At 65.6% G+C, this 23,728-nt stretch carries 18 protein-coding genes; 12 read left to right on the top strand and 6 right to left on the bottom strand.

Features of this window, described 5'->3' with window-relative positions; genetic code table 11:
• From BVH06_RS21485 to BVH06_RS21470, 4 genes are all read right to left on the bottom strand, one after another.
• Positions 1–1,423 (bottom strand): ShlB/FhaC/HecB family hemolysin secretion/activation protein (locus BVH06_RS21485; protein ID WP_083652150.1); only part of this gene is annotated, 1,423 nt, incomplete at its 3' end.
• 283 nt (positions 1,424–1,706) lie between these two features.
• A complete protein-coding gene (locus BVH06_RS21480; protein ID WP_075935422.1) occupies positions 1,707–2,723 on the bottom strand; it encodes a 4-hydroxythreonine-4-phosphate dehydrogenase PdxA in 1,017 nt (338 codons plus the stop codon).
• Positions 2,720–3,679, bottom strand: a complete 960-nt coding sequence (locus BVH06_RS21475) for an amidohydrolase (protein ID WP_075935421.1) — start codon at positions 3,677–3,679, stop codon at positions 2,720–2,722. Before BVH06_RS21475 ends, BVH06_RS21480 begins: the two co-directional genes overlap by 4 nt.
• Positions 3,672–4,997 (bottom strand): MFS transporter, encoded by a 1,326-nt coding sequence (locus BVH06_RS21470; protein ID WP_075935420.1) that lies wholly within the window; start codon positions 4,995–4,997, stop codon positions 3,672–3,674. Before BVH06_RS21470 ends, BVH06_RS21475 begins: the two co-directional genes overlap by 8 nt.
• A gap of 256 nt (positions 4,998–5,253) precedes the next feature.
• On the opposite strand from BVH06_RS21470, the gene BVH06_RS21465 reads away from it, so the two are divergent.
• The 7 genes from BVH06_RS21465 to BVH06_RS21435 all read left to right on the top strand — a co-directional run bounded on the left by BVH06_RS21465 (position 5,254) and on the right by BVH06_RS21435 (position 14,015).
• Positions 5,254–6,258 (top strand): tripartite tricarboxylate transporter substrate binding protein, encoded by a 1,005-nt coding sequence (locus BVH06_RS21465; RefSeq protein ID WP_075935419.1) that lies wholly within the window; start codon positions 5,254–5,256, stop codon positions 6,256–6,258.
• 67 nt (positions 6,259–6,325) lie between these two features.
• A complete protein-coding gene (locus BVH06_RS21460; protein ID WP_075935418.1) occupies positions 6,326–6,856 on the top strand; it encodes a tripartite tricarboxylate transporter TctB family protein in 531 nt (176 codons plus the stop codon).
• Positions 6,853–8,373 carry a tripartite tricarboxylate transporter permease gene (locus tag BVH06_RS21455; RefSeq protein WP_075931395.1) on the top strand — a complete coding sequence of 507 codons (1,521 nt, stop codon included), beginning with the start codon at positions 6,853–6,855 and terminating at the stop codon, positions 8,371–8,373. The genes BVH06_RS21460 and BVH06_RS21455 overlap by 4 nt, the downstream gene beginning before the upstream one ends.
• 112 nt (positions 8,374–8,485) lie before the next feature.
• Entirely contained in the window at positions 8,486–9,424 is a 939-nt protein-coding gene (locus BVH06_RS21450) for a LysR family transcriptional regulator (protein WP_075931500.1), read from the top strand.
• A gap of 121 nt (positions 9,425–9,545) precedes the next feature.
• The gene (gene plsB / locus BVH06_RS21445; protein WP_075931396.1) at positions 9,546–12,029 is read left to right on the top strand and encodes a glycerol-3-phosphate 1-O-acyltransferase PlsB; all 2,484 of its coding nucleotides are present in this window, start codon (positions 9,546–9,548) and stop codon (positions 12,027–12,029) included.
• A 151-nt stretch (positions 12,030–12,180) separates the two neighbouring features.
• On the top strand, positions 12,181–13,209 hold the full coding sequence (locus tag BVH06_RS21440) for a peptidoglycan-binding protein (RefSeq protein WP_075931397.1): 1,029 nt from the start codon (positions 12,181–12,183) through the stop codon (positions 13,207–13,209).
• A 128-nt stretch (positions 13,210–13,337) separates the two neighbouring features.
• Complete coding sequence (locus BVH06_RS21435; RefSeq protein ID WP_075931398.1) at positions 13,338–14,015, top strand: DUF4197 domain-containing protein; 678 nt, start codon at positions 13,338–13,340, stop codon at positions 14,013–14,015.
• Positions 14,016–14,336: 321 nt separating this feature from the next.
• Here the strand turns inward: BVH06_RS21435 and BVH06_RS21430 are convergent, their stop codons facing one another.
• Both BVH06_RS21430 and BVH06_RS21425 read right to left on the bottom strand, forming a co-directional pair.
• Entirely contained in the window at positions 14,337–17,426 is a 3,090-nt protein-coding gene (locus BVH06_RS21430; protein ID WP_075935417.1) for an efflux RND transporter permease subunit, read from the bottom strand.
• A 6-nt stretch (positions 17,427–17,432) separates the two neighbouring features.
• Positions 17,433–18,536 carry an efflux RND transporter periplasmic adaptor subunit gene (locus tag BVH06_RS21425; protein ID WP_075935416.1) on the bottom strand — a complete coding sequence of 368 codons (1,104 nt, stop codon included), beginning with the start codon at positions 18,534–18,536 and terminating at the stop codon, positions 17,433–17,435.
• A gap of 93 nt (positions 18,537–18,629) precedes the next feature.
• Between BVH06_RS21425 and BVH06_RS21420 the strand changes: the two genes are divergently transcribed.
• The 5 genes from BVH06_RS21420 to BVH06_RS21400 all read left to right on the top strand — a co-directional run bounded on the left by BVH06_RS21420 (position 18,630) and on the right by BVH06_RS21400 (position 23,694).
• Positions 18,630–19,265: a TetR/AcrR family transcriptional regulator gene (locus BVH06_RS21420; RefSeq protein ID WP_075931401.1), complete on the top strand. Its 636-nt coding sequence runs from the start codon at positions 18,630–18,632 to the stop codon at positions 19,263–19,265.
• A 325-nt stretch (positions 19,266–19,590) separates the two neighbouring features.
• Positions 19,591–19,962, top strand: coding sequence for a GFA family protein (locus BVH06_RS21415; RefSeq protein WP_075935415.1), 372 nt, complete (start codon positions 19,591–19,593; stop codon positions 19,960–19,962).
• A 137-nt stretch (positions 19,963–20,099) separates the two neighbouring features.
• The gene (hutI, locus tag BVH06_RS21410; RefSeq protein WP_075935414.1) at positions 20,100–21,317 is read left to right on the top strand and encodes an imidazolonepropionase; all 1,218 of its coding nucleotides are present in this window, start codon (positions 20,100–20,102) and stop codon (positions 21,315–21,317) included.
• On the top strand, positions 21,307–22,293 hold the full coding sequence (hutG, locus tag BVH06_RS21405; protein WP_075935413.1) for a formimidoylglutamase: 987 nt from the start codon (positions 21,307–21,309) through the stop codon (positions 22,291–22,293). Before hutI ends, hutG begins: the two co-directional genes overlap by 11 nt.
• 87 nt (positions 22,294–22,380) lie before the next feature.
• Positions 22,381–23,694, top strand: a complete 1,314-nt coding sequence (locus BVH06_RS21400; protein ID WP_075935412.1) for a YjiH family protein — start codon at positions 22,381–22,383, stop codon at positions 23,692–23,694.
• Positions 23,695–23,728 lie beyond the last annotated feature (34 nt).

The following is a 23,728-nucleotide window of genomic DNA, read 5'->3' as shown; positions in this document are numbered from 1 at the left end:
GGCTCTGATCCTTGAAGCCGCGCACCGAGTTGAGCCCGCCGACGCTGAGGCGCTGGGAGCTGAACAGCACGTCTTCGCTCTTCTGGCCGGTGGCCAGGCTGTCGAAACTGAAACGCTCGCCCCACAGGCTGAAGGGCTGCAGGTAGCTGAGGGTCAGGCTGTATTTGTTGTAGCGCGCCACGGGCTGATCACCGCGGGGATCGCCGTTGCCCTGAGAATCGAAGGCGCCAATGCCGCGCTGCCAGCCGATGTCGGCGTTGACGAAGGCCGTGCCGATGCGCCGGCCATGGTTGAAGCCCAGTTGCCATTCGCTCAAGCGGTTGCTGGACAGGTCCATGCGGTTGCCAAGGATGAAGTTGTTGGTGCGGATATGGCTCAGGCCGGTGTTGAAGGCGGTCTTGCTGACGCTGTCACGGTGCAGCACGCGCTCGGCACGCAGGGCATGCTGCTGGCTGTCGCCATCGGTCTCGAAAGGAAAGCCGTTGCTCTGGCCCAGGGTGCGGTAGTAGCTCTGGCTGTAGCTGTAGTCCACGCGCCACCAGCCATAAGGGATGCTATAGGACAGACTCTGGGCATGGGAATGGCGGTAGCTGTCACTGACCGCATCGCGGCTGGCACGCAGGCTCAGTTGATCGGCCAGGCCGAGCGGGCTGTCCCAGGTCAAGCCCAGGCCCCATTGCTGCTCGCCGGTGCTGCGCTGGCCATCGTTATGACGATTAATGTTGGCGTGCCACGGCTTGCTGCGCTCGCCTTTAAGGCCTACGCGGCTGCCGCCCACCTGCTCCCCCGGCACCAGTTCGAGCTGGGCTGGGCGCGACGGCAAGCGGTTGAGGTTGTCGACCAGTTGCTCCAACTCACGCAGGTTGAGAATCTCGCCCGCCTCGCCTGGAAAGCTCATGGCCAATTCGCGGTCACTGGCCAACGCGGAGCTGTCGAGGCCTTCGAGCCGACCTTCGACCACGGTGATTTTCAGGGTGCGGGCCGACAGATCCTGCTGCGGCAGGTAGGCCCGAGTGGTCACGTAGCCGCGATCGACGTAATGGTTGGTGATCGCCTTGAGCAGCTCGTTGAGCTGGCTGACGCCCAGGCAGCTGTCGGCGAACGGGGTGAGAATGGTCGCGCGGTCAGCCTCGGACAACAGGCTGGCACCGCTGATCTCGATCTGCTCGATGGCGAAGCAGCGCTCGTCCTCGGCTGCCGCCGGCGCCGTCGGCTCGGCACGTTTGCCCGGCAACTGCTGCAATTCCTGCAGGCGCTGCTGCTGCTCGTCGAGCAGGCGCTCCTGACGGTCGCGGATCAGATCCTGGGTCAGCGGCGTTTGGCGGTTGGCGGGCAGATCGATGGGGGGCGTCTGCGCGGACACGGCCAGCGACAGGGCGGACAGGCAGAGGCATACCGCCGCAGGTCCATTGCGGAAGAACATAGGGTCATCCCTGAAAAAAGGTAGGTCGTTCGAGGTGGCGGATTAAAACACGTGGCACCTGGCCATCAAATACCGTTCAACGGAAGCGAATCACACTTTTACAATATCGCCGCTACCGCTCACGCTCATCCTGCTTTCTCAGGGACATTCCCGAATCGGCCTTACCGATTCATTACTAGCTGCCTTCCGGCTCGATCCGATAGAAATCCTGGGCATTGCGCCAGAAGAACCCATCGCGCTACCCGTAGACCTAACCACATCGAGCCTTGCGCAAAACGCTTGGTCAGCCCCGTTGCCGCCCCCCCATCCGACAGGCGATCTCGAAGGCCTGGCGGGTGGCGCCGACGTTGGCCTTGCCTTGCCCGGCTATGTCGAACGCGGTGCCGTGGGCCGGCGTGGTGATGGGGATCGGAAGGCCGCCCTGCACCGTTACGCCGCGGGAGAAACCCATCAGCTTGATCGCGATCTGGCCCTGGTCGTGGTACATGGTCACCACCGCATCGAAGGCCTGGCTGTCGCCCTGCACCTTGAGGAAGATGGTGTCGCCCGGGTACGGGCCGATGGCGTCGATGCCCTGCTCACGGGCGCGCTCTACCGCAGGTCCGATGATGTCCAGTTCCTCGCGGCCGAAACTACCGTTGTCGCCGTTGTGCGGGTTGAGGCCGCAGACGCCGATACGTGGCTTTTCCAGGCCATTGCGCTTGAGTGCGGTGTCGATCAGGCGGATCGCCTCGATCACTCGATCCTGGCTGAGCATGCCCGGCACGTCGGCCAATGCGACGTGGGAGGTCACCCGCGAGGTCCACAGGTTGTCGAGCACGTTGAATTCGCAGAACGGGCCATCGAAGCCCAGGTACTCGGCGAACCAGTGCAGCTCGTCGCTGTGGCCCATGCCGGCCATGTGCAGCGAGGTCTTGTTGAGCGGGCCGAACAGAATGGCGTCGGTCGTGCCGTCAGCGGTCAGGCGCAGGGCCTGCTCGAGGGTGTCGAGGCTGTACTGGCCACCGATCACGCTGGCTTCGCTGCGCGGGAAAGCGCCTTCGGCGCGGCCGCGAAACGGCAGCAGCAGCGGCGTGTCGTCGGTGAAGGTCAGGTTGTCGGTCGAGTCGATGAGGCGGTACGGGAACGACTGGCCGGCGATGTCCATGCCACGGCGCACTTCGGCTTCATCGGCGATCAGCAGCACCTGAGCCTTGCGACGCACTTCTGGCTCGGCGAGCAGGCGGGCGATCAGCTCGGGGCCGATGCCGGCGGGGTCACCCAGCACCATGGCCAGGCGGGGAAGAGTCGGGTTGCTCATGCGGTTGTCCTCAGGTCAGAAGATGCGTCCGGGATGCGAATGACATCGGGCACGGTGCGATACAGGCGCCGAGCGTTGTCGTGGAAAAGCAGTTGCTGCTGATGGCGCGGCAGATCGGCGACGATGCGCTTGAAGCCGCCGTAGATGTCGTCGAACGAGCCGCACAGGCTGTCGACCGGGAAGTTGCTGGCGAACATCACCCGCTCGGCGCCGAACATGGCGATGGTTTCGCCCACGATCCAGGCGTTGTCTTCGACGCACCAGCGCCGGCCCGGTAGGCCGATGCCGGACACCTTCACCGCCACGTTCGCGCATTCGGCCAGCTTCGCCATCGCCGCGTGCCAGCCGGCCAGGCCCTGCTCGCTGCGATCCGACGGCAGGCCGGCGTGGTTGAGAATCAGCTGGATGCCGGGAAAATCGCCGGCCAGCGCGATGGCTTCGGGCAGGTTCCACCAGGGCGTCTGCAGATCGAAGTGCAGGCCGTGGCGCGCCAGCTCGGCATAACCGCAGCGCCATGCGTCATCGCTCATCAACGTGCGTGAGCGGCCGACTTCATCCGGCGAGGCCGGGCCGCCGGGCTTGTGGCGCACGCTGCGTACCCGCTCGAAGCGGGCCTGGGCCGCCAGCAGCGCGGCGGCATCCGGGGCATCCAGCCAGGCCTGGGCGACCACGGCATTGGGCGCACCATAGCGAGCGGCGACCTCATGAATGAAGCGGGTCTCGCCAATCGGGTCACGCGGGTCCCACTCGGTTTCCACGTAAACCGTGGCCACCACCCGGTGCTCACCGGCATCGGCTAGGTAGTCGTCCGGGTAGTAGGGCCGTTTGATGGCGCTGTAGTCGCCATAACGAAACGGGATGTTCTCCTCGCCCGACAGCCAGGGGTGATGGTTGCGCAGCGGGTCCCAGAAATGGTGATGGGCGTCGATGATCGGCCCGTCGTACAGATCAGCCATGGGTCACCTCGGCCTTGTCGAGGGAGATCAGCAGCGTGCCAGCGATGAACAGCCCCGAGCACAGCGCGAAGAAGCCCAGCACCGCGGCGTAGCCGCCGGCATGCTGCAGCAACAGGCCGACCAGAATCGGTACGGCGATGCCGCCGAGGCTGCCGGCCATGTTCATCACCCCGCCGATCAGCCCGACCCGCGCCGGCGACGCCAGCAGCGCCGGGAAGCTCCAGTACAGGCTGCCCCACATCAGGAAGAACGCGGTCAGCGACAACAGGCCCACTGCCAGGTACGGATCGTTCAGGCTCGGCAGCAGCAGGAAGGCGACCAGCGCCACCAGCCCGGAGAGGCTCAGCAAGCTCTTGGCCGCCAGGCCACGGCGCACGCCCTTGGCGATCAGCCGGTCGCACAGGAAGCCGCCGGTCAGCGAGCCGGCCGCGCCGCACAGGAAGATCACGAAGGTGGCGGCGCCGATGCCCTTGATATCGAAGCCGCGGGCCTGGGCCAGGTAGCTCGGCCCCCAGGTCAGCAGACCAAAGAACACCATGGCCCAGCTGGCGCGGCCGAGTAGGATGCCGGTCAGCGAGCGGCGGGCAATGCCCAGGCCGCGCACGGTCTGTTTGGCTGCTTCGGCCATGGTTACCGTGCGGCCTTCGTTGATCGCTGCCAGCTCGGCGTCGTTGACGTCCGGGTGATCAGCGGGGTTATCGCGCAGGTAGTGCCAGGCCAGCCAGGCCATGGCGAGCGTGGCGATACCGGCGATGAAGAACGCGGTACGCCAAGAGCCCAGCACGGCGATCAGGTAGGCGATGATCAGCCCGCCGAGGGCCACGCCCAGCGGCCCGCCACAATCCATCAACACCGCGCCGCGGCTACGCTCGCCGCTGCCCAGCCACAACGAATTGAGCTTGCCGCCGGCCGGAAACAGCGGCGCTTCGGCAGCGCCCAGGGCCACGCGGGCGAACATCAGCGACAGGCCGCCAGTGGCGAATGCGGCAATGGTTTGAAAAGTGCCCCACAGGCCGGTCGACCAGCCGATCACGCGGCGCGGGCCGTAGCGGTCGATCAGCCAGCCGCCGGGGATCTGCAACAGGGCGTAGGCCCAGAAGAAGCTGCTGAGGATCAGCCCCTGCATGCTCGGGCTAAGGCTGAATTCATCGGCGATGACCGGCATGGCGATGGACAGGGAAACCCGGTCGATCAGGTTGATTACCGTGAGCGCGAAGATGATGGCGAAGATGCGCCAGCGCACCCGGGAGGGTTTGCCAGCCTGAACACCGGCCGAGGGGGTGCGCACCTGCAGGGCGACAGGTTGAGCCTGAGCCATGGGGAGTACCTCTGTGTTGTTGTTTTTGTAGTAGCGGGCGACGAGCGGTCGGCCCGGTTGAGCGAACTATCTGCCCGGCCAACGATAACCGTCTAATCAAAGCTTCTCATACGGACATAGCCTGGAGTTATCGCTGCACAGGGACGCCAGGCATAACCTGAGGCTATCGGAGTATCAGTTCTTTTGAGTAGACGCTTATCGACACCCTTCGCACACTCCAGGCAACCCACAAGAACGACAACAATGAGGTAGCCCCATGTACAGCCCCCGTACGCGTCATGTTCCGGCCCTGCTCGCCGCCCTGCTCTGCACCGCGCCCCTGGCAGCTTTGGCGGACTGGAAACCCGAAAAGAACGTGGAGATCGTGGTGGCCGGCGGCCCCGGCGGCGGCACCGACCAGCTCGGCCGGGTGATCCAGTCGGCGATCACCCAGCACAAGCTGCTCGACGTCAACACCGTGGTGCTCAACAAGGGCGGCGGCAACGGCGCCGAAGCCTTTCTGGAGATGAAGCTCGCCGAGGGCGATGCCAGCAAGCTGGTGATCGGCACCAACAACATCTACCTGCTGCCACTGGTGGCCAAGCTGGGTTACCAGTGGACGGACCTGACGCCGGTCGCGGCGGTGGCCGAGGATGACTTCATTCTCTGGACCTACCAGGGTTCGCCCTGGAAGGATGCCGCCGCGTTCAAGGCCGACCTGACCAAGAATGCCGCCAAGATGCGTATCGGCGGCAGCCAGTCCAAGGACGTCGACCAGACCCTGTCGCTGCTGCTCGGCCAGCAGGCGGGCGCCAAGATCACCTACATCCCCTTCAAGAGCGGCAGCGAGGCGTCCACGCAACTGGCCGGCAAGCACATCGCCGCCAACTTCAACAACCCGGCCGAAAGCGTCAGCCAGTGGCGCGGTGGCCAGGTGGTGCCGCTGTGCGTATTCAGCCAGGCGCGCATGGGCTACACCCAGAAAGTCACCGAGACCCAGTCCTGGGCCGACGTGCCGACCTGCAAGGAGCAGGGCCTGGGCATCGACCAGTACCGTTTCCCGCGCACCGTGTTCCTGCCTGGCGGCGTCACCGACGAGCAGCGCGCGTTCTACGTCGAGCTGATGCGCAAGGTCAGCCAGACGCCGGAGTTCAAGGCCTACGTGGAGCGCTCGGCCCTGGCGCCGACCTTCCTTTCCGGTGATGAGCTGGTGAGCTACATCGAAAAGGATCGTGAGCGCGTGACCCCTGTGTTCAAGCAGGCCGGCTGGCTGCGCGAATAACCCTCGCGCTTCGTGTCCGGCGTGCCATGCGGCCGCCGGACGGCCCTGCACACAGGAGAAAATACCCATGTCCAACACCACGGATACGCCGCTGGTCGCCACCCGCTGGGTGGAGATCGGCCTGGCGCTGTTCACCGCTGCCCTGGGCGGCATCGTCATGTTCGGCGCCATCGAGATCGGCATCGGCTGGGGCGACGCCGGCCCCGAGGCCGGTTACTTTCCCTTCTACATCGGTCTGCTGATGAGCGCTGCCAGCGTCGGCAACCTGATCCTGGCGCTGTTGCGCACGCCGGCGATGAGCGCCGCATTCGTCAGCCGCAAGGCGTTCGGCCAGGTGCTGGCGGTGTTCGTACCGATCGTCCTGTACGTGATCGCCATGCCCTTCACCGGCATCTACCTGGCCTCGGCGGTGTTCATCGCCTGGTTCATGTGGCGTGATCGCCAGCGCAGCAAACCCTACGGCATTGCCACCGTGGCGGTGATTTCCTGCGGGGCGGCGCTGGCCAGTTACCTGATATTCGCGCTGTGGTTCAAGGTGCCGCTGGACAGCGGCGTGCTCGGCGACCTGGTGGCCGTTGCCGGAGGGGCATTGCGATGAGCGAAATCGACTCCCTGATGCAGGGCATGGCGCTGATCCTGACCCCGCACCACATCGGCCTGATGGTCATCGGCGTGCTGCTCGGCATTCTCGTCGGAGTGTTGCCTGGCCTCGGCGCCCCCAACGGCGTGGCGCTGCTGCTGCCGCTGACCTTCACCATGGAACCGGTGTCGGCGATCATCCTGCTCTCTTGCATGTACTGGGGCGCGCTGTTCGGTGGCTCGATCACCTCAATCCTGTTCAACATTCCCGGCGAACCCTCGTCGGTGGCGACCACCTTCGACGGTTACCCCATGGCCCGCAACGGCCAGGCCGGCGAAGCCCTGACCGCAGCCTTCACCTCGGCGCTGCTCGGTGCGCTGGTCGGCGTGCTGCTGCTGACCTTCCTGTCGACGCGCATCGCCGAGTTCGCCATGGAATTCAGCTCGCCGGAGTTCTTCGCCGTCTACCTGCTGGCGTTCTGCACCTTCATCGGCATGAGCAAGAACCCGCCGCTGAAGACCGTGGTAGCAATGATGATCGGCTTCGCCATGGCCGCCGTCGGCATGGACACCGTGTCCGGCGAACTGCGCCTGACCTACGACCAGCCCTGGCTGCTCTCGGGCCTGAGCTTCGAGGTGGCGGTGATCGGGTTGTTCGGTATCGGCGAGATTCTCTGCACCGTCGAGGAAGGCCTGGTGTTTCGTGGCGAACGCGCACGCATCACACCGATGACCATCCTGCGCACCTGGGCCAAGCTGCCGCGCTACTGGCTGACCTGGCTGCGCAGCGCCCTGGTCGGTTGCTGGATGGGTGTGACGCCCGGCGGGCCGACTGCTGCCTCGTTCATGAGCTACAGCCTGGCGCGGCGCTTTTCGAAGAACCGCGACAACTTCGGCAAGGGCGAAGTGGAAGGCGTGATCGCCCCGGAAACTGCCGACCACAGCGCCGGCACCAGCGCCCTGCTGCCAATGCTGACCCTCGGTATTCCCGGCTCGGCGACCGCCGCGGTGATGCTCGGCGGCCTGATGATCTGGGGTCTGCACCCGGGGCCGACGCTGTTCGTCGAGCAGCACGACTTCGTCTGGGGCCTGATCGCCAGCATGTACCTGGGCAACGTGGTGAGCCTGATCGTGGTGCTGGCCACGGTGCCGCTGTTCGCCTCGATCCTGCGCATTCCGTTCTCGATCATCGCGCCGATCATCATCATGGTCTGCTCGATCGGCGCCTACTCGGTGCACAACTCGATGTTCGACGTTGGCCTGATGCTGATCTTCGGTGCCCTGGGTTACCTGTTCAAGAAGCTCGGCTACCCCATCGCCCCGCTGATCCTCGCTGCGGTGCTGGGCGACAAGGCCGAGGACGCGTTCCGCCAGTCGATGCTGTTCTCCGACGGGCAACTGTCGATCTTCTGGTCCAACCCGCTGGTCGGCAGCCTGACCACCGCGGCGCTGTTGATGCTGTTCTGGCCGCTGCTGGCCCGCGGCCTCAAGGCACTGTTCGGCGCACGCCAGGGGCAGGCGCGTCATGTCTCGTAATCGCCAGCAGGCCGGGCTGTTCCTGGCCACGGCTACGGGGCGCTCGCTGATGACTGGCGAGCGTCGCGATTTCTTGTCACCCTTGGCCAATTCCCCTGCCACGAGCCGCGCCATGTCCCGCATTCCTGACGCCAGCATCATCCACAGCCGCCTGCGTTTACGGCAGTTGCGCCTGATGCTGGCCCTGCAGGAATTCGGCTCGCTGCGCCGGGCCGCCGAGGAGATCGGCATGACTCAGCCGGCGGCGACCAAGATGCTTCACGAGGCGGAGAGCCTGCTTGGCGTCGAGCTGTTCGAGCGCCTGCCGCGCGGCATGCGCGCAACGGCGTTCGGTGAAACGGCGATCTACTACGCGAAGATGATCTTCGCCGAGCTGTCGGGCATGCGCGAGGAATTCGCCGCGCTGGAGTCGGGCAACCTCGGCCGGGTCACCATCGGCGCCATTCCGGCCCTGGCCTCGGGCCTGCTGACGCGCACCATCGCCACCCTCAAGCAGAGCCACCCGCGGCTGTCGATGAGCATCCAGGTCGACACCAGCGACGTGCTGGTGCAGGCCCTGCAACAGGATCAGCTGGACGTGGTGCTGGGGCGGATTCCCGATGGTGCGCGGGCCGACGACCTGTCGTTCGACAGCCTTGGCGAGGAAACGCTGTGCGTGGTGGCCGGCGCCCAGCACCCCATGGCTGGCGCCAGCAAGCTGACCTGGCACGAGTTGCAGGACCTGACCTGGGTGCTGCAGCAACACCCCAGCCCGATGCGCACCATCATCAACCAGGCGTTTCACAACGCGCGGGTCGACATTCCCAGCAGCATCGTCGAAACCACCTCGATCATGACCCTGCTGTCGCTGTTGCAGCAGACCGACATGATCGGCGTGACTCCGGTATCGGTGATCAATGACTACCCGGCCCGCCACTTGCTCAAGATCCTGCCGATCACCTTCGAGCCACGCCTGCCACCCTATGGCCTGATCACCCGCAGGCACCGCATTCAGTCGTCGGCCATGCAGGCCTTCATCAACGCGGTAAAGGACGAGCACGCCAACGAGTGAGCGCCCCGCAACCGCGCTTTTCGCAACGAAACGGTAACTTTTACAAGATTTTGCCGACAGGGCGGCGATCCGGCACACTAGCGGCCCCGAGCTCCGGCTCGTCGTCGCAGCCAGATTTCGTATGACCCGCTCCCCGCTTCGCCGCCTTGCCTTCGGTACCCTGCGCCGCCTGCTGTACCTGTGGGTGCGCTCGGAAACCATCAACCAGTCGGCCTTCACCCTCAAGCTCGACCGCAGCAAGCCGGTGTTCTACGTGCTGCAGCAACCTTCGGTGAGCGACCTGGCGGTGCTCGATCACGAATGCACCAAGGCCAATCTGCCGCGCCCGGTGCTGCCCGTGGCGGTGGGCGACCTGATCGAACCGGCGGCGTTCTTCTATCTGACGCCGGAGCCCGACTGGCTCGGCCGCCAGGACAAGCGCGGCATTTCGCCGACCTTGCAGCGCATAGTCGCCGCCCTCGGCGAACACGCCGCCGAGCAGGCGCAGATCATTCCGGTCAGCGTGTTCTGGGGGCAATCGCCGAACCGCGAAACCAGCGCCTGGAAACTGCTGTTCGCCGATAGCTGGGCGGTCACCGGTCGGCTGCGCCGGCTGGTGAGCATCCTGATCCTGGGCCGCACCACCCGCGTGCAGTTTTCCACGCCCATCCAGCTGCGCGACCTGATCGAGCAGAACAAGGGCCAGGAACGTACCCTGCGCATGGTGCATCGCATCCTGCGGGTACATTTTCGCAACCAGAAGGCCGCGGTCATCGGCCCGGACGTGTCGCACCGGCGCAACCTGGTCAAAGGCCTGGTGCACGGCCCGCAGGTGCGTCAGGCGATCGCCGAGGAAGCCAGCCGCGAGAACATTTCCGTCGACAAGGCCGAGGCCCTGGCGCTGCGCTACGGCAACGAGATCGCCTCGGATTACACCTACACGGCGATCCGTTTTCTCGAACTGATCCTGTCGTGGTTCTGGAACAAGATCTACGACGGCATCAAGGTCAACCACATCGAAGGCGTGCAGGACATCGCCCAGGGCCACGAGGTGATCTACGTGCCCTGCCACCGCAGCCACATCGACTACCTGCTGCTGTCCTACCTGCTGTTTCGCAACGGCTTGACGCCGCCGCACATCGCCGCCGGCATCAACCTCAACATGCCGATCATCGGCGGCCTGCTGCGCCGTGGCGGCGCCTTTTTCATGCGCCGCACCTTCAAGGGCAACCCGCTGTACACCGCCGTGTTCAACGAATACCTGCACACCCTGATTCGCAAGGGCTACCCGGTGGAGTACTTCGTCGAAGGCGGTCGCTCGCGCACCGGGCGCATGCTGCGGCCGAAAACCGGCATGCTCGCCATCACCCTGCGCAGCTACCTGCAGAGCCATCGCCTGCCAGTGGTGTTCGTGCCGGTGTACATCGGCTACGAGCGCGTGCTGGAAGGCCGCACCTACCTGGGCGAGCTGCGCGGGGCAAGCAAGAAGAAGGAGTCGATCTTCGACATCTTCAAGGTCATCGGCGCGCTCAAGCAGCGCTTCGGCCACGTGTGGGTCAACTTCGGCGAACCGATCAAGCTCGACGCCTTTCTCGATGCCCAACAGCCCGACTGGCGCGCCCAGGAACTGGGCCCGGACTTCCGCCCGGCGTGGCTCAACGAAACCACCAACCGCCTTGGCGAGCGGGTGGCCCAGCGCCTCAACGAGGCGGCGGCGATCAACCCGGTCAACCTGGTGGCCCTGGCGCTGCTCTCCACCAGCAAGCTGGCCCTGGACGAACGCGCCCTGGTGCGCATCCTCGACCTGTACCAGAGCCTGCTGCGCCGCGTGCCCTATTCGCCGCACACCACGGTGCCGGAAGGCGACGGCCTGGCGCTGATCGAGCACGTGCGCAGCATGGAACTGCTCTCCGAACAGAAGGATGCCCTGGGGCGCATCCTCTATCTGGATGAGCAGAACGCGGTGCTGATGACCTACTATCGCAACAACGTGCTGCACATCTTCGCCCTGCCCGGGCTGATCGCCAGCTTCTTCCAGAGCAGCGGGCGGATGAGCCGCGAGCAGATCCTGCGCTTCGTCCACGCGCTGTACCCCTACCTGCAATCCGAGCTGTACATCCGCTGGGCCGACGAGGAGCTCGACGAAGTCGTCGACCAGTGGCTCGACGCCTTCGTCGAGCAGGGCCTGCTCAAACGCGAGAACGACCTGTACGTGCGCCCGGCGCCCAGCTCGCGCAACTTCGTGCTGCTGACCCTGCTGTCGCGCGCCATCGCTCAGACCCTGCAGCGTTTCTACATGGCCAGCGCCCTGCTGCTCAATGCCGGTCAGAACGCGATCAGTGCCGAGGAGCTGGAAGACCTGTGCACGGTCATGGCCCAGCGCCTGTCGATCCTGCACGGGCTCAATGCACCGGAGTTCTTCGACAAGAGCCTGTTCCGTCACTTCATCCAGACATTGCTCGACCAGGGCGTACTGCGCGCAGATGAAGCCGGCAAGCTCAGCCATCCCCCGGCGTTCGCCGAACTGGCCGAAGGCGCCGCCAAGCGTGTGCTGCCGGCCGAGATTCGCCTGTCCATCCGCCAGGTGACCATGGATCGCAGCGAGGAGCTGCTCGACGGGCTCTGAAAGCCCGGCGTGCTCGACGAGTGCGCCGGGCGTTATTGAGCTTTGCCGCCACAGCCCCTAAGATGCGTCGTTGGGGCCACTTAGGGCAGGGATTTTCGTGCGTTATCACACCATTCTAGGATCACTGGCGATCGTGGTTTCCGGTTGCGCCATGCAACCGTCCGCATCGACCAATAACGAAGAAAAGCCGGCGCAACCGGCTCCAGTCGCGGCGCAAACCGCACCCGCCGCCGCTCAACCGACAGCACAGCCAGCCGCTGCCGCGCCGCCGAGCGCCCAGGCCCAGGCACCTGCCGCTGCGTCGGTGGCCCGCGAGCCCCAGGAATACGAAATCCAACCAGGCCAGTGCTGGGTACACGCCCAGGTTCGCCCACGCCCGGTGCAGAGCACCCAGGAAGTGGTGGTCAAGGATTCGGTCAACAAGATCACCGTCACCCCTGCCGAGCTCGAGAAGGGCTTCAAGCAAGTGGTCACCCGTGAAGGCACCAAGACCTACCGCATCGAGCCGCCGACCTACCGCGTGGTTTCCGAGCAGGTGAAGATTCGCCCGGAAGTGAAGCGCTACATCGTGGTACCGGCGATCTACGAGGACGTCAAGGAAACCGTGACCCTCGAAGAAGCCAAGACCGTGCTCGACCAGTGCCGCGCCGCCGGCACCCGTTACTCGAGCGGCACCGGCGCCATGTCGTTCTGCGCCCGCCAGGTGCCGGCCAAGCAGGAAGTGGTCAAGGTCAAGAAGCTGGTCTCGCCGGAAACCGTGCGAGTTGAAACCGACCCGGCCCAGTACAAGAGCGTGACCCGCTGGATCGTCGACAAGCCGGCCCAGGCCGTGGAAGTCACCCTGGATCCGGAATACACCAAGGTCGCCTCCACCGAAATGGTGCGCCCGGTCGAAGCCAACCAGATCATCCTGCCGGAAGAAAAACGCCAGCTGCAGGTCACCCGCTTCGAAGGCAACGCACGCATCGTTTCCCGGCAGACGATCTGCGATCCGGACATCAACGACGACCTGGTCACGCGCCTGCAGCAGAGCCTGGTCAAGCGCGGCTTCAACCCAGGCAGCGTCGACGGCAAGCTCGGCAAGCGCACCCTCGACGCGCTGACCGAATTCCAGACCGCCAACGGCCTGGCCGTCGGCGCCCTGACCCTGGAAAGCCTCACCGCCCTGGAAGTCCGCTAACGCCGAACCGGCACGCCCGCAACGGGCGTGCCGCGCTCTCCCCGCCCATGCTTTTCCTCAACCTTCGCCGCGCCCCTCGCCAGCCTGCTAAGCTCGCTGCTTATCTCCACCGCTCGAAGGTTACCGCCATGCTTCGCATCCCCGTTCTCGTCGCCGGCCTGCTGCTGTCCGCCAACGTGTTCGCCCTGTCGCTTTCCGACCTCAGCCAGCAGGACGCCAGCGGCGGCCTCAAGGACGCCCTCACCCAGGGCGCCAAGGTGGCCGTGCAGCAGCTCGGCAAGCCCGGCGGTTTCAGCAACAACCCCGAAGTGCGCATCGAACTGCCGGGTAAGCTCGGCAAAGCCGCCAAGACCATGAAGATGATGGGCATGGGCGCCCAGGTCGAGCAGCTCGAAACCAGCATGAACAAGGCCGCGGAGGCCGCCGTGCCCCAGGCCCAGGCGCTGCTGGTCGACGCCGTGAAGAAGATGACCGTGCAGGACGCCAAGAGCATCCTCGCAGGCCCGCAGGACTCGGCCACCCAGTACCTGAACAAGAGCAGCCGCGAGCAGATTCGCGCCAAGTTCCTGCCCATCGTCAAGCAGGCCACCGACCAGGTCGGCCTCGCCAAGCAGTACAACAGCTTCGCCGGCCAGGCGGCGACCTTCGGCGTGCTCGACGCCAAGAGCGCCAATATCGAAAGCTACGTGACCGAACAGGCCCTCGACGGCCTGTTCGACATGATCGCCAAGCAGGAAGCCAGCATTCGCGAAAACCCGGCCGCGGCGGCCACCAGCCTGGCCAAGAAGGTGTTTGGCGCGCTGTAACTGGCAAGCTGCAAAAAAGGGGCTGGCGCGTTATGTGCCAGCCCCTTTTTCATTCTGCGCGGTGAGCGTTGGATTGGTGGACGGATAAAGCATCGCTCACCTTACGACTGTGATGGCTGAAAAGTGGCGGTAGCGGCCGTTATTCGATCCACTGTAGGAGCCGCGACCTCGCGGCGATTCGCTCAGGCACCGCCGAAATAGGCAGTCAGGCTGCAATCGTTTCGCCCCGAGGTCGGGGCTCCCACAGGTTGGTTTGAGTGGCTGCTCATGCCTTATACCAACGCTCCCCAGCAACACGAGTTCTCAAATCCCATCAGGCCCTTAACTGTCACCCTCTGCCTGCGCCCTATCGCTCGGCTTGACCCTGAACCAAGCCGCATACAATGCCGGCAGAAACAGCAGGGTCAGCGCCGTGGCCACCACCAGACCGCCCATGATCGCCACCGCCATTGGCCCGAAGAACACGCTGCGCGACAGCGGGATCATCGCCAGCACCGCGGCCAAGGCGGTCAGCACGATGGGCCGGAAGCGCCGCACGGTGGCTTCGACGATGGCGTTCCAGCTGTCCAGCCCCGCCTCGCGGTCCTGCTCGATCTGATCGACCAGAATCACCGAGTTGCGCATGATCATCCCCGACAGCGCAATGGTGCCGAGCATCGCCACGAAGCCGAACGGCTGACCGAACAGCAGCAGGAACAGGGTCACGCCGATCAACCCCAGGGGCGCGGTGAGAAACACCATGGTCATGCGCGAGAAGCTCTTGAGCTGCAGCATCAGCAGGGTCAGCACCACCACGACGAACAATGGCACGCCGGCCACTACCGAGGCCTGACCCTTGGAGGAATCCTCTACCGAGCCGCCGACTTCCAGCAGGTAGCCATCCGGCAGGCTGGCGCGGATGTCGGCCAGGGTCGGCAGGATCTGCCTGGTCAGCGTGGCCGGCTGCTGGGGCCCGTAGATATCGGCGCGCACGGTGACGGTCGGCAAGCGATTGCGGTGCCAGATCACCCCTTCCTCGAAGCCGTATTCCAGGTTGGCGATCTGCGCCAGCGCCACGCTCTTACCACTGTCGGTGGGCACCGCCAGGCTCGGTAGCAGCTGCAGCGCCTGGCGCTCCGTCGAGGTGCCGCGCAGGAGGATTTCGATCAGCTCGTTGTCTTCGCGGTAATCGCTGACCGACGAGCCATTGAGCGAGCTGCGCAGGAACCTGGCCACATCGGCGGTGCTCACGCCCAGAGCCCGGGCGCGCTCCTGGTCGATGTTCAGGTACACCACCTTGCTCGGCTCCTGCCAATCGAGGTGCACGTTGACCACATCGGGGTTGGCGCGCACCTTGTCGGCGACCTGACGGGCCAGGGCGCGCACCTCTTCGATATGCTCGCCGGAAACCCGGAACTGCACCGGGTAGCCGACGGGCGGCCCATTCTCCAGGCGGGAGATGCGCGTGCGCAGGCTCGGGAATTCATCGCGCAACACGTCGATCAACCAGGCGCGTACGGCCTCGCGCTCCTCGATGGTTTTGGCCAGTACCACGATCTGCGCAAAGCTGGTGGCCGGCAGCTGCTGGTCCAGCGGCAGGTAAAAACGTGGCGAGCCAGTGCCGACATAGGCCACGTAGTTGTCCACACCCGGATGACCCGCCAGGCGCTGTTCCAGGCGCCGCACCTCAGCTTCGGTGGCGATCAGCGAAGCGCCTTCGGCCAGCTTGAAATCGACCATCAATTCCAGGCGCCCCGAAGCGGGAAAGAACTGCTGCGGCACGAACCTGAACAGAAAGATCGAGCCGACGAACAACGCCAGGGTCAGCACGATGACCGTCTTGCGCCAGCGCACGCACCAGTCGACCAGGCGACGCACACGTGCATAGAAAGGCGTTGAATAAGGGTCATGCCCGCCCGTGCTGCCATGCTTGAGGGCCGCGCGCTTGGCCAGGTCCGGCAACAGTCGCGCGCCCAGGTACGGCACGAACATCACCGCCGCCACCCAGGACATCAACAGGGCGATGGTTACCACCTGGAAGATCGAGCGGGTGTATTCGCCGGTGCCCGACTGCGCAGTGGCAATCGGCAGAAAGCCTGCTGCGGTGATCAGCGTACCGGTGAGCATCGGGAAGGCCGTACTGGTCCAGGCGAAGCTCGCCGCCTTGAGGCGGTCGTAGCCCTGTTCCATCTTGATCGCCATGATCTCCACGGCAATGATCGCGTCGTCCACCAGCAGGCCCAGCGCCAACACCAGGGCGCCGAGGGAAATCTTGTGCAGGCCGATGTTGAGGTAGTACATGGCGGCGAAGGTCATCGCCAGCACCAGGGGAATCGACAGCGCCACCACCAGCCCGGTGCGCAGTCCGAGGGAGAAGAAGCTGACCAGCAGCACGATGATCAGCGCCTCGGTGAGCACCTTGACGAACTCGCCGACGCCGGTCTTCACCGCCGCTGGTTGGTCCGACACCTTGCGCAACTGCATGCCCGCCGGCAGGTTGTTCTGCAGGCGGGTGAACTCGCTTTCCAGCGCCTTGCCGAGCACCAGGATGTCGCCGCCCGGCTTCATGGAAACCGCCAGGCCGATGGCATCCTCGCCCATGAAACGCATGCGCGGCGCCGGCGGATCATTGAAGCCGCGGCTGATTTCGGCCACGTCGCCGATGCGGAAGGTGCGGTCAGCCACGCGGATGGGGAAATCGCGGATCTGCTCGACCGTCTCGAAGTTGCCGCTGACGCGCAGTTGCACCCGGTCGGTGTCGGTCTCGAAGAAGCCGGCCACGGGCATGGCGTTCTGCTGTTCGAGAGCCTGCTGCACTGCAGCGAGCGGCAGGCCGAGGGTAGCGAGCTTGGTGTTGGACAGCTCGATCCAGATTTTCTCGTCCTGCAGACCGACCAGCTCGACCTTGCCGACATCCCTGACCCGCTGTAGCTGCAGTTGCACGCGGTCGGCGTAATCCTTGAGCACTGCGTAGTCGAAACCGTTGCCGGTCAGCGCGTAGATGTTGCCGAAGGTGGTGCCGAATTCGTCGTTGAAGAACGGCCCCTGGATACCGGCGGGCAGCGTATGGCGAATGTCGCCGATCTTCTTGCGTAGCTGGTACCAGAGCTCGGGAATCTCGTTGGAGTGCATCGAGTCCCGGGCCATGAAGGTGACCTGGGATTCGCCGGGCCGCGAGAACGACACGATGCGCTCGTACTCGCCGGTCTCCATCAGTTTCTTCTCGATGCGCTCGGTGACCTGGCGCGACACCTGCTCGGCGGTGGCGCCCGGCCAGTTGGTCTTCACCACCATGGCCTTGAAGGTGAACGGCGGATCCTCGCTCTGCCCCAGCTTGGTGTAGGACAGCGCGCCGACGACGCCGAGCAGCAGCATGAGGTAGAGCACGATCTGGCGGTGCTGCAGCGCCCAGGCGGACAGGTTGAACGACATCGGCGCTTACTCCTTGGCAGCCAGGTCGACGGCACGGTTCTGCCGATCCACCGGGCGCACCTGCTGGCCGTCGAGCAGCACCTGCACACCGGCCACCACCACCCAGTCGCTGGCCTTCAGGCCGTCGAGCACCGGCACGCTCTTCTCGCCATAGGCGCCGACCCGCACGGCGGTACGCTTGAGCGTGGAAGTCTGGGGGTCGACCACCCAGACGTAGGGCTGGCCCTGTTCCGCGCTCAGTGCCGACAGCGGCACTGCCAGCGGCACGTCGCCATTGCGGGCGATGAACACCCGGGCGCTCTGGCCGAGCTCGACCTGCGCCTCGGACGCCTGCAGCGCCACCCGGGCGGCATAGGTTCGCGAGCGTGAATCGGCCGCGGGCGACAGCTCACGCACGCGCCCGGCCAGCCGCTCGCCAGGCTGCGACCACAGCTCCACGGCCACTTCCTGACCGATGGCGAGATGCCTGATCACCTGCTCGGGCAGGTCGATCAGCACCTCGCGCTCGCCATCGGCGGCCAGCACGAACACCGTCTGCCCGGCTGCCACAACCTGCCCGACCTCGGCACGGCGCTGCACGATCACCCCGCTCTGTGGCGTTTTCAGCACGGCGTAACCGGCCTGGTTGTCGGCGACGTTGAGCTCGGCGCGCACCTGGCGCAGGCGCGCTTCGGCGGCGCGAAAGGTGTTTTCGGCGTTGTCGGCCAGGGATTTGCTGATCATCCCGCGTTGCTGCAGGGTGCGGTAGCGGTCGCGCTCGGCGCGCGCCAATTGCAGGTTGGATTCGGCCGATTGCAGCTGGGCGCGGGAGGCGTCGAGCTGCAGGCGCACGTCCTGCGGGTCCAGCTCGGCCAGTGGCGCATCCTTGTCGACCCGCTGGCCCACTTCGACCAGCCGCCGGGTCACCTTGCCGGCGATGCGAAAGGCCAGCTCGGGTTCCAGCCGCGCCCTGACCTCGCCTGGGTAGCTGTCCACCTGCTCCGCCGACAGCTGCGGCTGCGCGACCATGGCCGGTCGAATGCCCGGCTGCGGCGCCTGCGCGTCGCTGCAGGCAACCAGGGACAGAGCCAGGCACAGGGGCGCGAGGCGATACAGAGCATGGCAGAACATGATGAGCGTCCTTTCAGCGGGAACTTTTTAATATTTGTACTGCCGGGTATATTAAAAATAGCGTACTCGGCAGTCCAGTATTAAAATCGCCCGATGTCAGACACGTCATTGCAGTCCAGCGGCCCCGGTCGCCCCAAGGATCTCGCCAAGCGCGAAGCCATTCTCGAAGCGGCCAAATGCCTGTTCCTGCGCTACGGCTACGCCGGCAGCAGCATGGACGCCATCGCCGCCCATGCCGGCGTTTCCAAGCTTACGGTGTACAGCCACTTCAACGACAAGGAGACGCTATTCTGCGCCGCGGTGAAGGCCCGCTGCGAAGAGCAGTTGCCCGAGCTGTTCTTCGAGTTTCCCGCCGGCGCGACCGTGCATAACGTGCTGCTCAACATCGCCCGCGGCTTCAGCCAGTTGCTCAACAGCAGCGAGTCCGTCGACTTGCATCGCCTGATGACCAGCCTCGGCACCCAGGACCCGCAACTGGCGAAAATCTTCTACGAGGCCGGGCCACAGCGCTTGCTCGCCGAGATGGAGCGCCTGCTGGCCAAGATGGACCAGAGCGGCCAGTTGCGTATCGAATCGCCGAAGCTCGCCGCCGATCAGTTCTTCTCCCTGCTCAAGGGCTGTGCCAACTTTCGCCTGCTGATCGGCTGCGGCGAGCCGGAGACCGAGGCGCAGCAGGAGCAACACGCCCATGCCACCGTCGAGATGTTCCTGCGCGCCTATCGCCCCTGACTCGCCGCGCGCTCACCTGCTGCTAGGGTCTGTTCCCGTTTCACGCACGGCCGCGCCGGAGCCAGTTTTTGTGCGAGGCAAGGCACGAGATGCGAAGTTTGGCAGGTCAAATGAGCCATCGAGTAACGCCGCATCGCACAAAAACTGGCCCGGCCCTTCGGGTTGCGCGGGAAATGGCCTCCGCTGTCGTTGCAGGACTTGGCAAGGGAGCAACCATTCCCTGCGTCCTGCGTCTAACCGGAGGCCATTTCTCGCGGCAACGCGGCTCGCGCTGAAACGGGAACAGACCCTAGGCTCCATGCCATGAGCCTGCAGGAGGTGCGGCATGGATCCATTCACCGGCGGCTGCCTGTGCGGCCAGGTCCGACTCTCAGCGGCATGCCAACCTGAGCGAGTCGGCATCTGTCATTGCCTCGACTGCCGCAAGCACCATGGCGCGCTGTTCTACGCCGCGGCGATCTTCATCCGCGATGCCGTGACGGTCAGCGGCGCAACCCATAGCTACGCCGGGCGCCACTTCTGTCCGCGTTGCGGTTCCTCGCTGTTCGCCCGCAGTGGCGATGAAATCGAAATCCACCTGGGCGCCCTCGACGCACCCGATCAGCTGCAGCCCTCCTACGAATGCTGGACGAGCCGGCGCGAAGCCTGGCTGCCGGCCTTCCCTCTCGCCAAGCGCCATCCCCAGGATCGCTCCTGAGTCATCTGCCAGCCGGGAAAATGTATATACATCGATAACGTCACACGCTTCTAAATGTGCCGACAATAGTGCACAGGGCTTGACCATCTGAGGCCTTTCGCTTAATTGTATATACATTACAAAAAAGGCGATCTGCAATGGCTTCCTCCCAGTCCACTCCCCTGCTCTGGCGCAACGTCACTCTGTTCGATGGCCTCGAACAGCTCCCCGAGCCGATGGCCGTGCGGGTCGAGCATGGGCTTATTGACGGCCTGTGGCCGGAGAACGAGTTCGACCCGAGCCTGGCCGCTGGTGCCGAACAAGCAGCCAGCGGCGGCGTGATGACGCCCGGCCTGGTCGATTGCCATAGCCACCTTGTGTATGCCGGTGATCGTGCCGGCGAATTCGAACAGCGCCTCGAAGGCGTCAGCTACGAAACCATCGCCCGCAACGGCGGCGGCATTCTCAGCACCGTGCGGGCCACCCGCGCCGCGAGTGAGGAGGAGCTGATCGAAGCCAGCCTGCCGCGCCTGGATGCCCTGCTGGCCGATGGCGTCACCACCCTGGAGATCAAATCCGGCTACGGCCTGACCCTGCACGACGAACTGAAGATGCTGCGCGTGGCGCGGCGCCTGGCCACCTTGCGGCCGGTGCGCATCAGCACCACGCTGCTGGGCGCCCATGCCCTGCCGCCGGAGTACGTCGACGATGCCGACGGCTATATCGAGCTGGTCTGCGAGCAGATGATTCCGGCCGCCGCCAGCCAGCGCCTGGCCGACGCAGTGGACGTGTTCTGCGAAGGCATCGCCTTCTCCCCGGCCCAATGCGAGCGGGTTTTCCAGGCTGCACAACGCCATGGCCTGGCCATCAAGGCTCATGCCGAGCAGTTGTCCAACCTGGGCGGCAGCGCGTTGGCCGCCCGTTATGGCGCCTGGTCCGCGGACCATATCGAGTACCTGGACGAGGACGGCGTGCGCGCCATGGCCGAGGCTGGGACCGTTGGCGTGCTGCTGCCCGGGGCCTTTCACGTGCTGCGCGAAACCCGCCTGCCGCCCATCGAACTGCTGCGCCGCCACGGCGTGCCCATGGCAGTGGCCAGCGACGCCAACCCCGGCACCTCGCCGATCTGCCTGCCCACGCTGATGGCCAACCTGGCCTGCACCCTGTTTCGCCTGACCCCACGCGAAGCCCTGGCCGGCATGACCGCCCACGCGGCGCGTGCCCTCGGCCGCCCGGAGCTGGGCCGCATCGCGATTGGCGCAGTCGCCGACCTGTGCCTGTGGGACGTTCGCCAACCAGCCGAGCTGGCCTATGCCGTGCAGGCCGGGCGCCTGCGCCAGCGCGTCTTCAATGGAGTCATCAGCCATGCACGCTGACCGTTTCACCATGGCCCCGTGGACCGGCCGCGTCGACCCCGAACCGGACAGCGCCCGCTGGCACCAGCGCATCCAGCCGCTGCACGCCGGTGCCGAGCCGGGCATCGCCTTGCTCGGCTTCGCCTGTGACGAAGGCGTGCAGCGCAACCATGGCCGCGTGGGTGCCGTGGGCGGCCCCGTAGCGCTGCGCAAGGCACTGGCCAACCTGGCCTGGCACCGCGACGCGCCGGCCTTCGAAGCCGGCGATATCGTCTGCGAAGACGGCGACCTGGAGGCCGCCCAGACGCGCCTGGCCAACGGCGTGTGCGCGTTGCTCGACAGCGGACACCTGCCGCTGGTGCTCGGCGGCGGACACGAAGTGGCCTACGGCAGCTGGTCCGGGCTGGCCGGACACCTGGAAAAACGAGCCGATGCGCGGAGCGCCGCCCCGCGGAAGGCCGCCCCGCGGAGGGCCGCCCCGCGCATTGGCATCATCAACTTCGATGCCCATTTCGACCTGCGCGACCCGGCGCACGTGCACTCCTCGGGCACGCCCTTCGCGCAGATCGCCGAACAGTGCGCCGCGCGTGGCTGGCCGTTCAATTACGCCTGCCTGGGCATCAGCCGCGCCAGCAATACCCGCGCGTTGTTCGATCGCGCCGCCGAGCTGAACGTGCTGGTGCGCGAAGACCGCGAGATTCGTGAGGCCACCCTGGAGGCCATCGGCCGCGACCTGGACGCCTTCGTCTCAGGCTGCGACCTGCTTTACCTGACCCTGGACATCGACGTACTGCCGGCCTGCGAAGCGCCCGGCGTCAGCGCGCCAGCCGCCCGCGGCGTGCCGCTGGCGCTGCTCGAACCCCTGCTGCTGCGCCTGAAAGCCAGCGGCAAGCTGCGGTTGATCGACGTCGCCGAGGTCAACCCAGAGCACGACATCGACAACCGCACCGCCCGCGCTGCCGCCCGGCTGTTGCACCTGCTCACGACGAGCGACTGAGCGCTCGCGCCCACTTCTCCCATAACAACAAGCACGGAGATTGCCAATGTTCATCAAAGCCCTGACCACGCCAGCCGACGCCTCGAGATGACCAGCGCAACGCCCCTGAGCGCCCCGGTGGCCATCGCGCGCCTGCTCGGCTACAGCCTGGTCGGCATCCTGCTGTTCTTCGTGCCGATGGAACTGGCCGGGCGCTCCAGCCTGCTGCTCGACCACGCCGCCTCGGCCCTGCAAACCCATGCACGGCCGCTGGTGATCGTCTGCGCCCTGCTGTTCATGCTCTACGGCGCGGTGATGCCCTGGTTCGACGGTTCCTGGCGCAACAGCGTGACCACCATCCTGTTCAGCGTGCTCAGAAGCCTCGGTCTGCTGGTGGGCATCGCCTACCTGCTCGAGCTCGGCCCGGCGGCGCTGTATCAGCCGGACATGTTGCCCTTTCTGTTCGAGAAGCTGGTGCTGAGCCTGGCGGTGATCGTGCCCCTGGGCGCCCTGGCGCTGGTGTTTCTGATCGGCTTCGGGCTGCTGGAGCTGGTTGGCGTACTCATGCAGCCGGTGATGCGCCCGCTGTGGCGCACCCCGGGCAAATCGGCGATCGATGCCATCGCCTCGTTCGCCGGCAGTTATTCGGTGGGGCTGCTGATCACCGACCGTATGTACCGCGAAGGCCAGTACAGCCTGCGCGACGCGGCGATCATCGCCACCGGTTTCTCCACCGTGTCGGTGCCGTTTCTGGTGGTGGTGGCCAGGACCCTGGACCTGATGGAGCACTGGAACCTGTATTTCTGGAGCACGCTGCTGATCACCTTTCTGGTCACTTCGGTCACGGCGCGCCTCTATCCATTGGCTTCACTGTCTGCCGAGCGCCTGCCGGAAGCCGAACTGGAGCAGGGCGAGAACCGCTTCGCCAGTGCCTGGCGCGCCGGGGTGGCGCGGGCCGCCTGCGCGCCTTCGCTGCACGTGTCGCTGTGGGGCACCTTCATCGATGGTTTGCGCATGACCGCGTACATTCTGCCAAGCATCCTGGCCGTCGGCCTGCTCGGCCTGCTGGCTGCCAAGTACACGCCGCTGTTCGACGCCATCGGCCTGCTGCTCTACCCGCTGACCTGGCTGTTCGGCCTGGAGCAGCCGATGCAGGTAGCCAGCGCTCTGGCCTCGGGCCTGGCGGAAATGTTCCTGCCGGTGATCCTGCTCAAGGACGCCGACCAACTGGTGCGCTTCGTGACCGCCATCGTCTCGGTCAGCAGCGTGCTGTTCTTCTCCGCCTCCATCCCCTGCATGCTCGCCACCCGCATTCCCCTGCGCCTGCGCGATCTGCTGCTGGTGTGGCTGCAACGCTGCTTGCTGAGCCTGCTGTTCAGCCTGCCGCTCGGCCACCTGGCCCTACACCTGGGGTGGCTGTGATGCCGCCCGCCCCTACTGCCCCTGCAATCGAGGA

It is taken from the genome of Pseudomonas sp. PA27(2017), from assembly GCF_001945445.1.
Lineage (GTDB): Bacteria > Pseudomonadota > Gammaproteobacteria > Pseudomonadales > Pseudomonadaceae > Aquipseudomonas.
The sequence above is the reverse complement of the archived record's forward strand: the minus strand, read 5'-3'. Positions and strand labels throughout refer to the sequence as shown.

Bases quoted from the DNA above. Each gene is read 5' to 3' on its own strand.
- BVH06_RS21480 (WP_075935422.1), bottom strand. From the start codon at position 2,723: ATGAGCAACCCGACTCTTCCCCGCCTGGCCATGGTGCTGGGTGACCCC.
- BVH06_RS21475 (WP_075935421.1), bottom strand. From the start codon at position 3,679: ATGGCTGATCTGTACGACGGGCCGATCATCGACGCCCATCACCATTTC.
- BVH06_RS21470 (WP_075935420.1), bottom strand. From the start codon at position 4,997: ATGGCTCAGGCTCAACCTGTCGCCCTGCAGGTGCGCACCCCCTCGGCC.
- BVH06_RS21465 (WP_075935419.1), top strand. From the start codon at position 5,254: ATGTACAGCCCCCGTACGCGTCATGTTCCGGCCCTGCTCGCCGCCCTG.
- BVH06_RS21460 (WP_075935418.1), top strand. From the start codon at position 6,326: ATGTCCAACACCACGGATACGCCGCTGGTCGCCACCCGCTGGGTGGAG.
- BVH06_RS21455 (WP_075931395.1), top strand. From the start codon at position 6,853: ATGAGCGAAATCGACTCCCTGATGCAGGGCATGGCGCTGATCCTGACC.
- BVH06_RS21450 (WP_075931500.1), top strand. From the start codon at position 8,486: ATGTCCCGCATTCCTGACGCCAGCATCATCCACAGCCGCCTGCGTTTA.
- plsB (WP_075931396.1), top strand. From the start codon at position 9,546: ATGACCCGCTCCCCGCTTCGCCGCCTTGCCTTCGGTACCCTGCGCCGC.
- BVH06_RS21440 (WP_075931397.1), top strand. From the start codon at position 12,181: ATGCAACCGTCCGCATCGACCAATAACGAAGAAAAGCCGGCGCAACCG.
- BVH06_RS21435 (WP_075931398.1), top strand. From the start codon at position 13,338: ATGCTTCGCATCCCCGTTCTCGTCGCCGGCCTGCTGCTGTCCGCCAAC.
- BVH06_RS21430 (WP_075935417.1), bottom strand. From the start codon at position 17,426: ATGTCGTTCAACCTGTCCGCCTGGGCGCTGCAGCACCGCCAGATCGTG.
- BVH06_RS21425 (WP_075935416.1), bottom strand. From the start codon at position 18,536: ATGTTCTGCCATGCTCTGTATCGCCTCGCGCCCCTGTGCCTGGCTCTG.
- BVH06_RS21420 (WP_075931401.1), top strand. From the start codon at position 18,630: ATGTCAGACACGTCATTGCAGTCCAGCGGCCCCGGTCGCCCCAAGGAT.
- BVH06_RS21415 (WP_075935415.1), top strand. From the start codon at position 19,591: ATGGATCCATTCACCGGCGGCTGCCTGTGCGGCCAGGTCCGACTCTCA.
- hutI (WP_075935414.1), top strand. From the start codon at position 20,100: ATGGCTTCCTCCCAGTCCACTCCCCTGCTCTGGCGCAACGTCACTCTG.
- hutG (WP_075935413.1), top strand. From the start codon at position 21,307: ATGCACGCTGACCGTTTCACCATGGCCCCGTGGACCGGCCGCGTCGAC.
- BVH06_RS21400 (WP_075935412.1), top strand. From the start codon at position 22,381: ATGACCAGCGCAACGCCCCTGAGCGCCCCGGTGGCCATCGCGCGCCTG.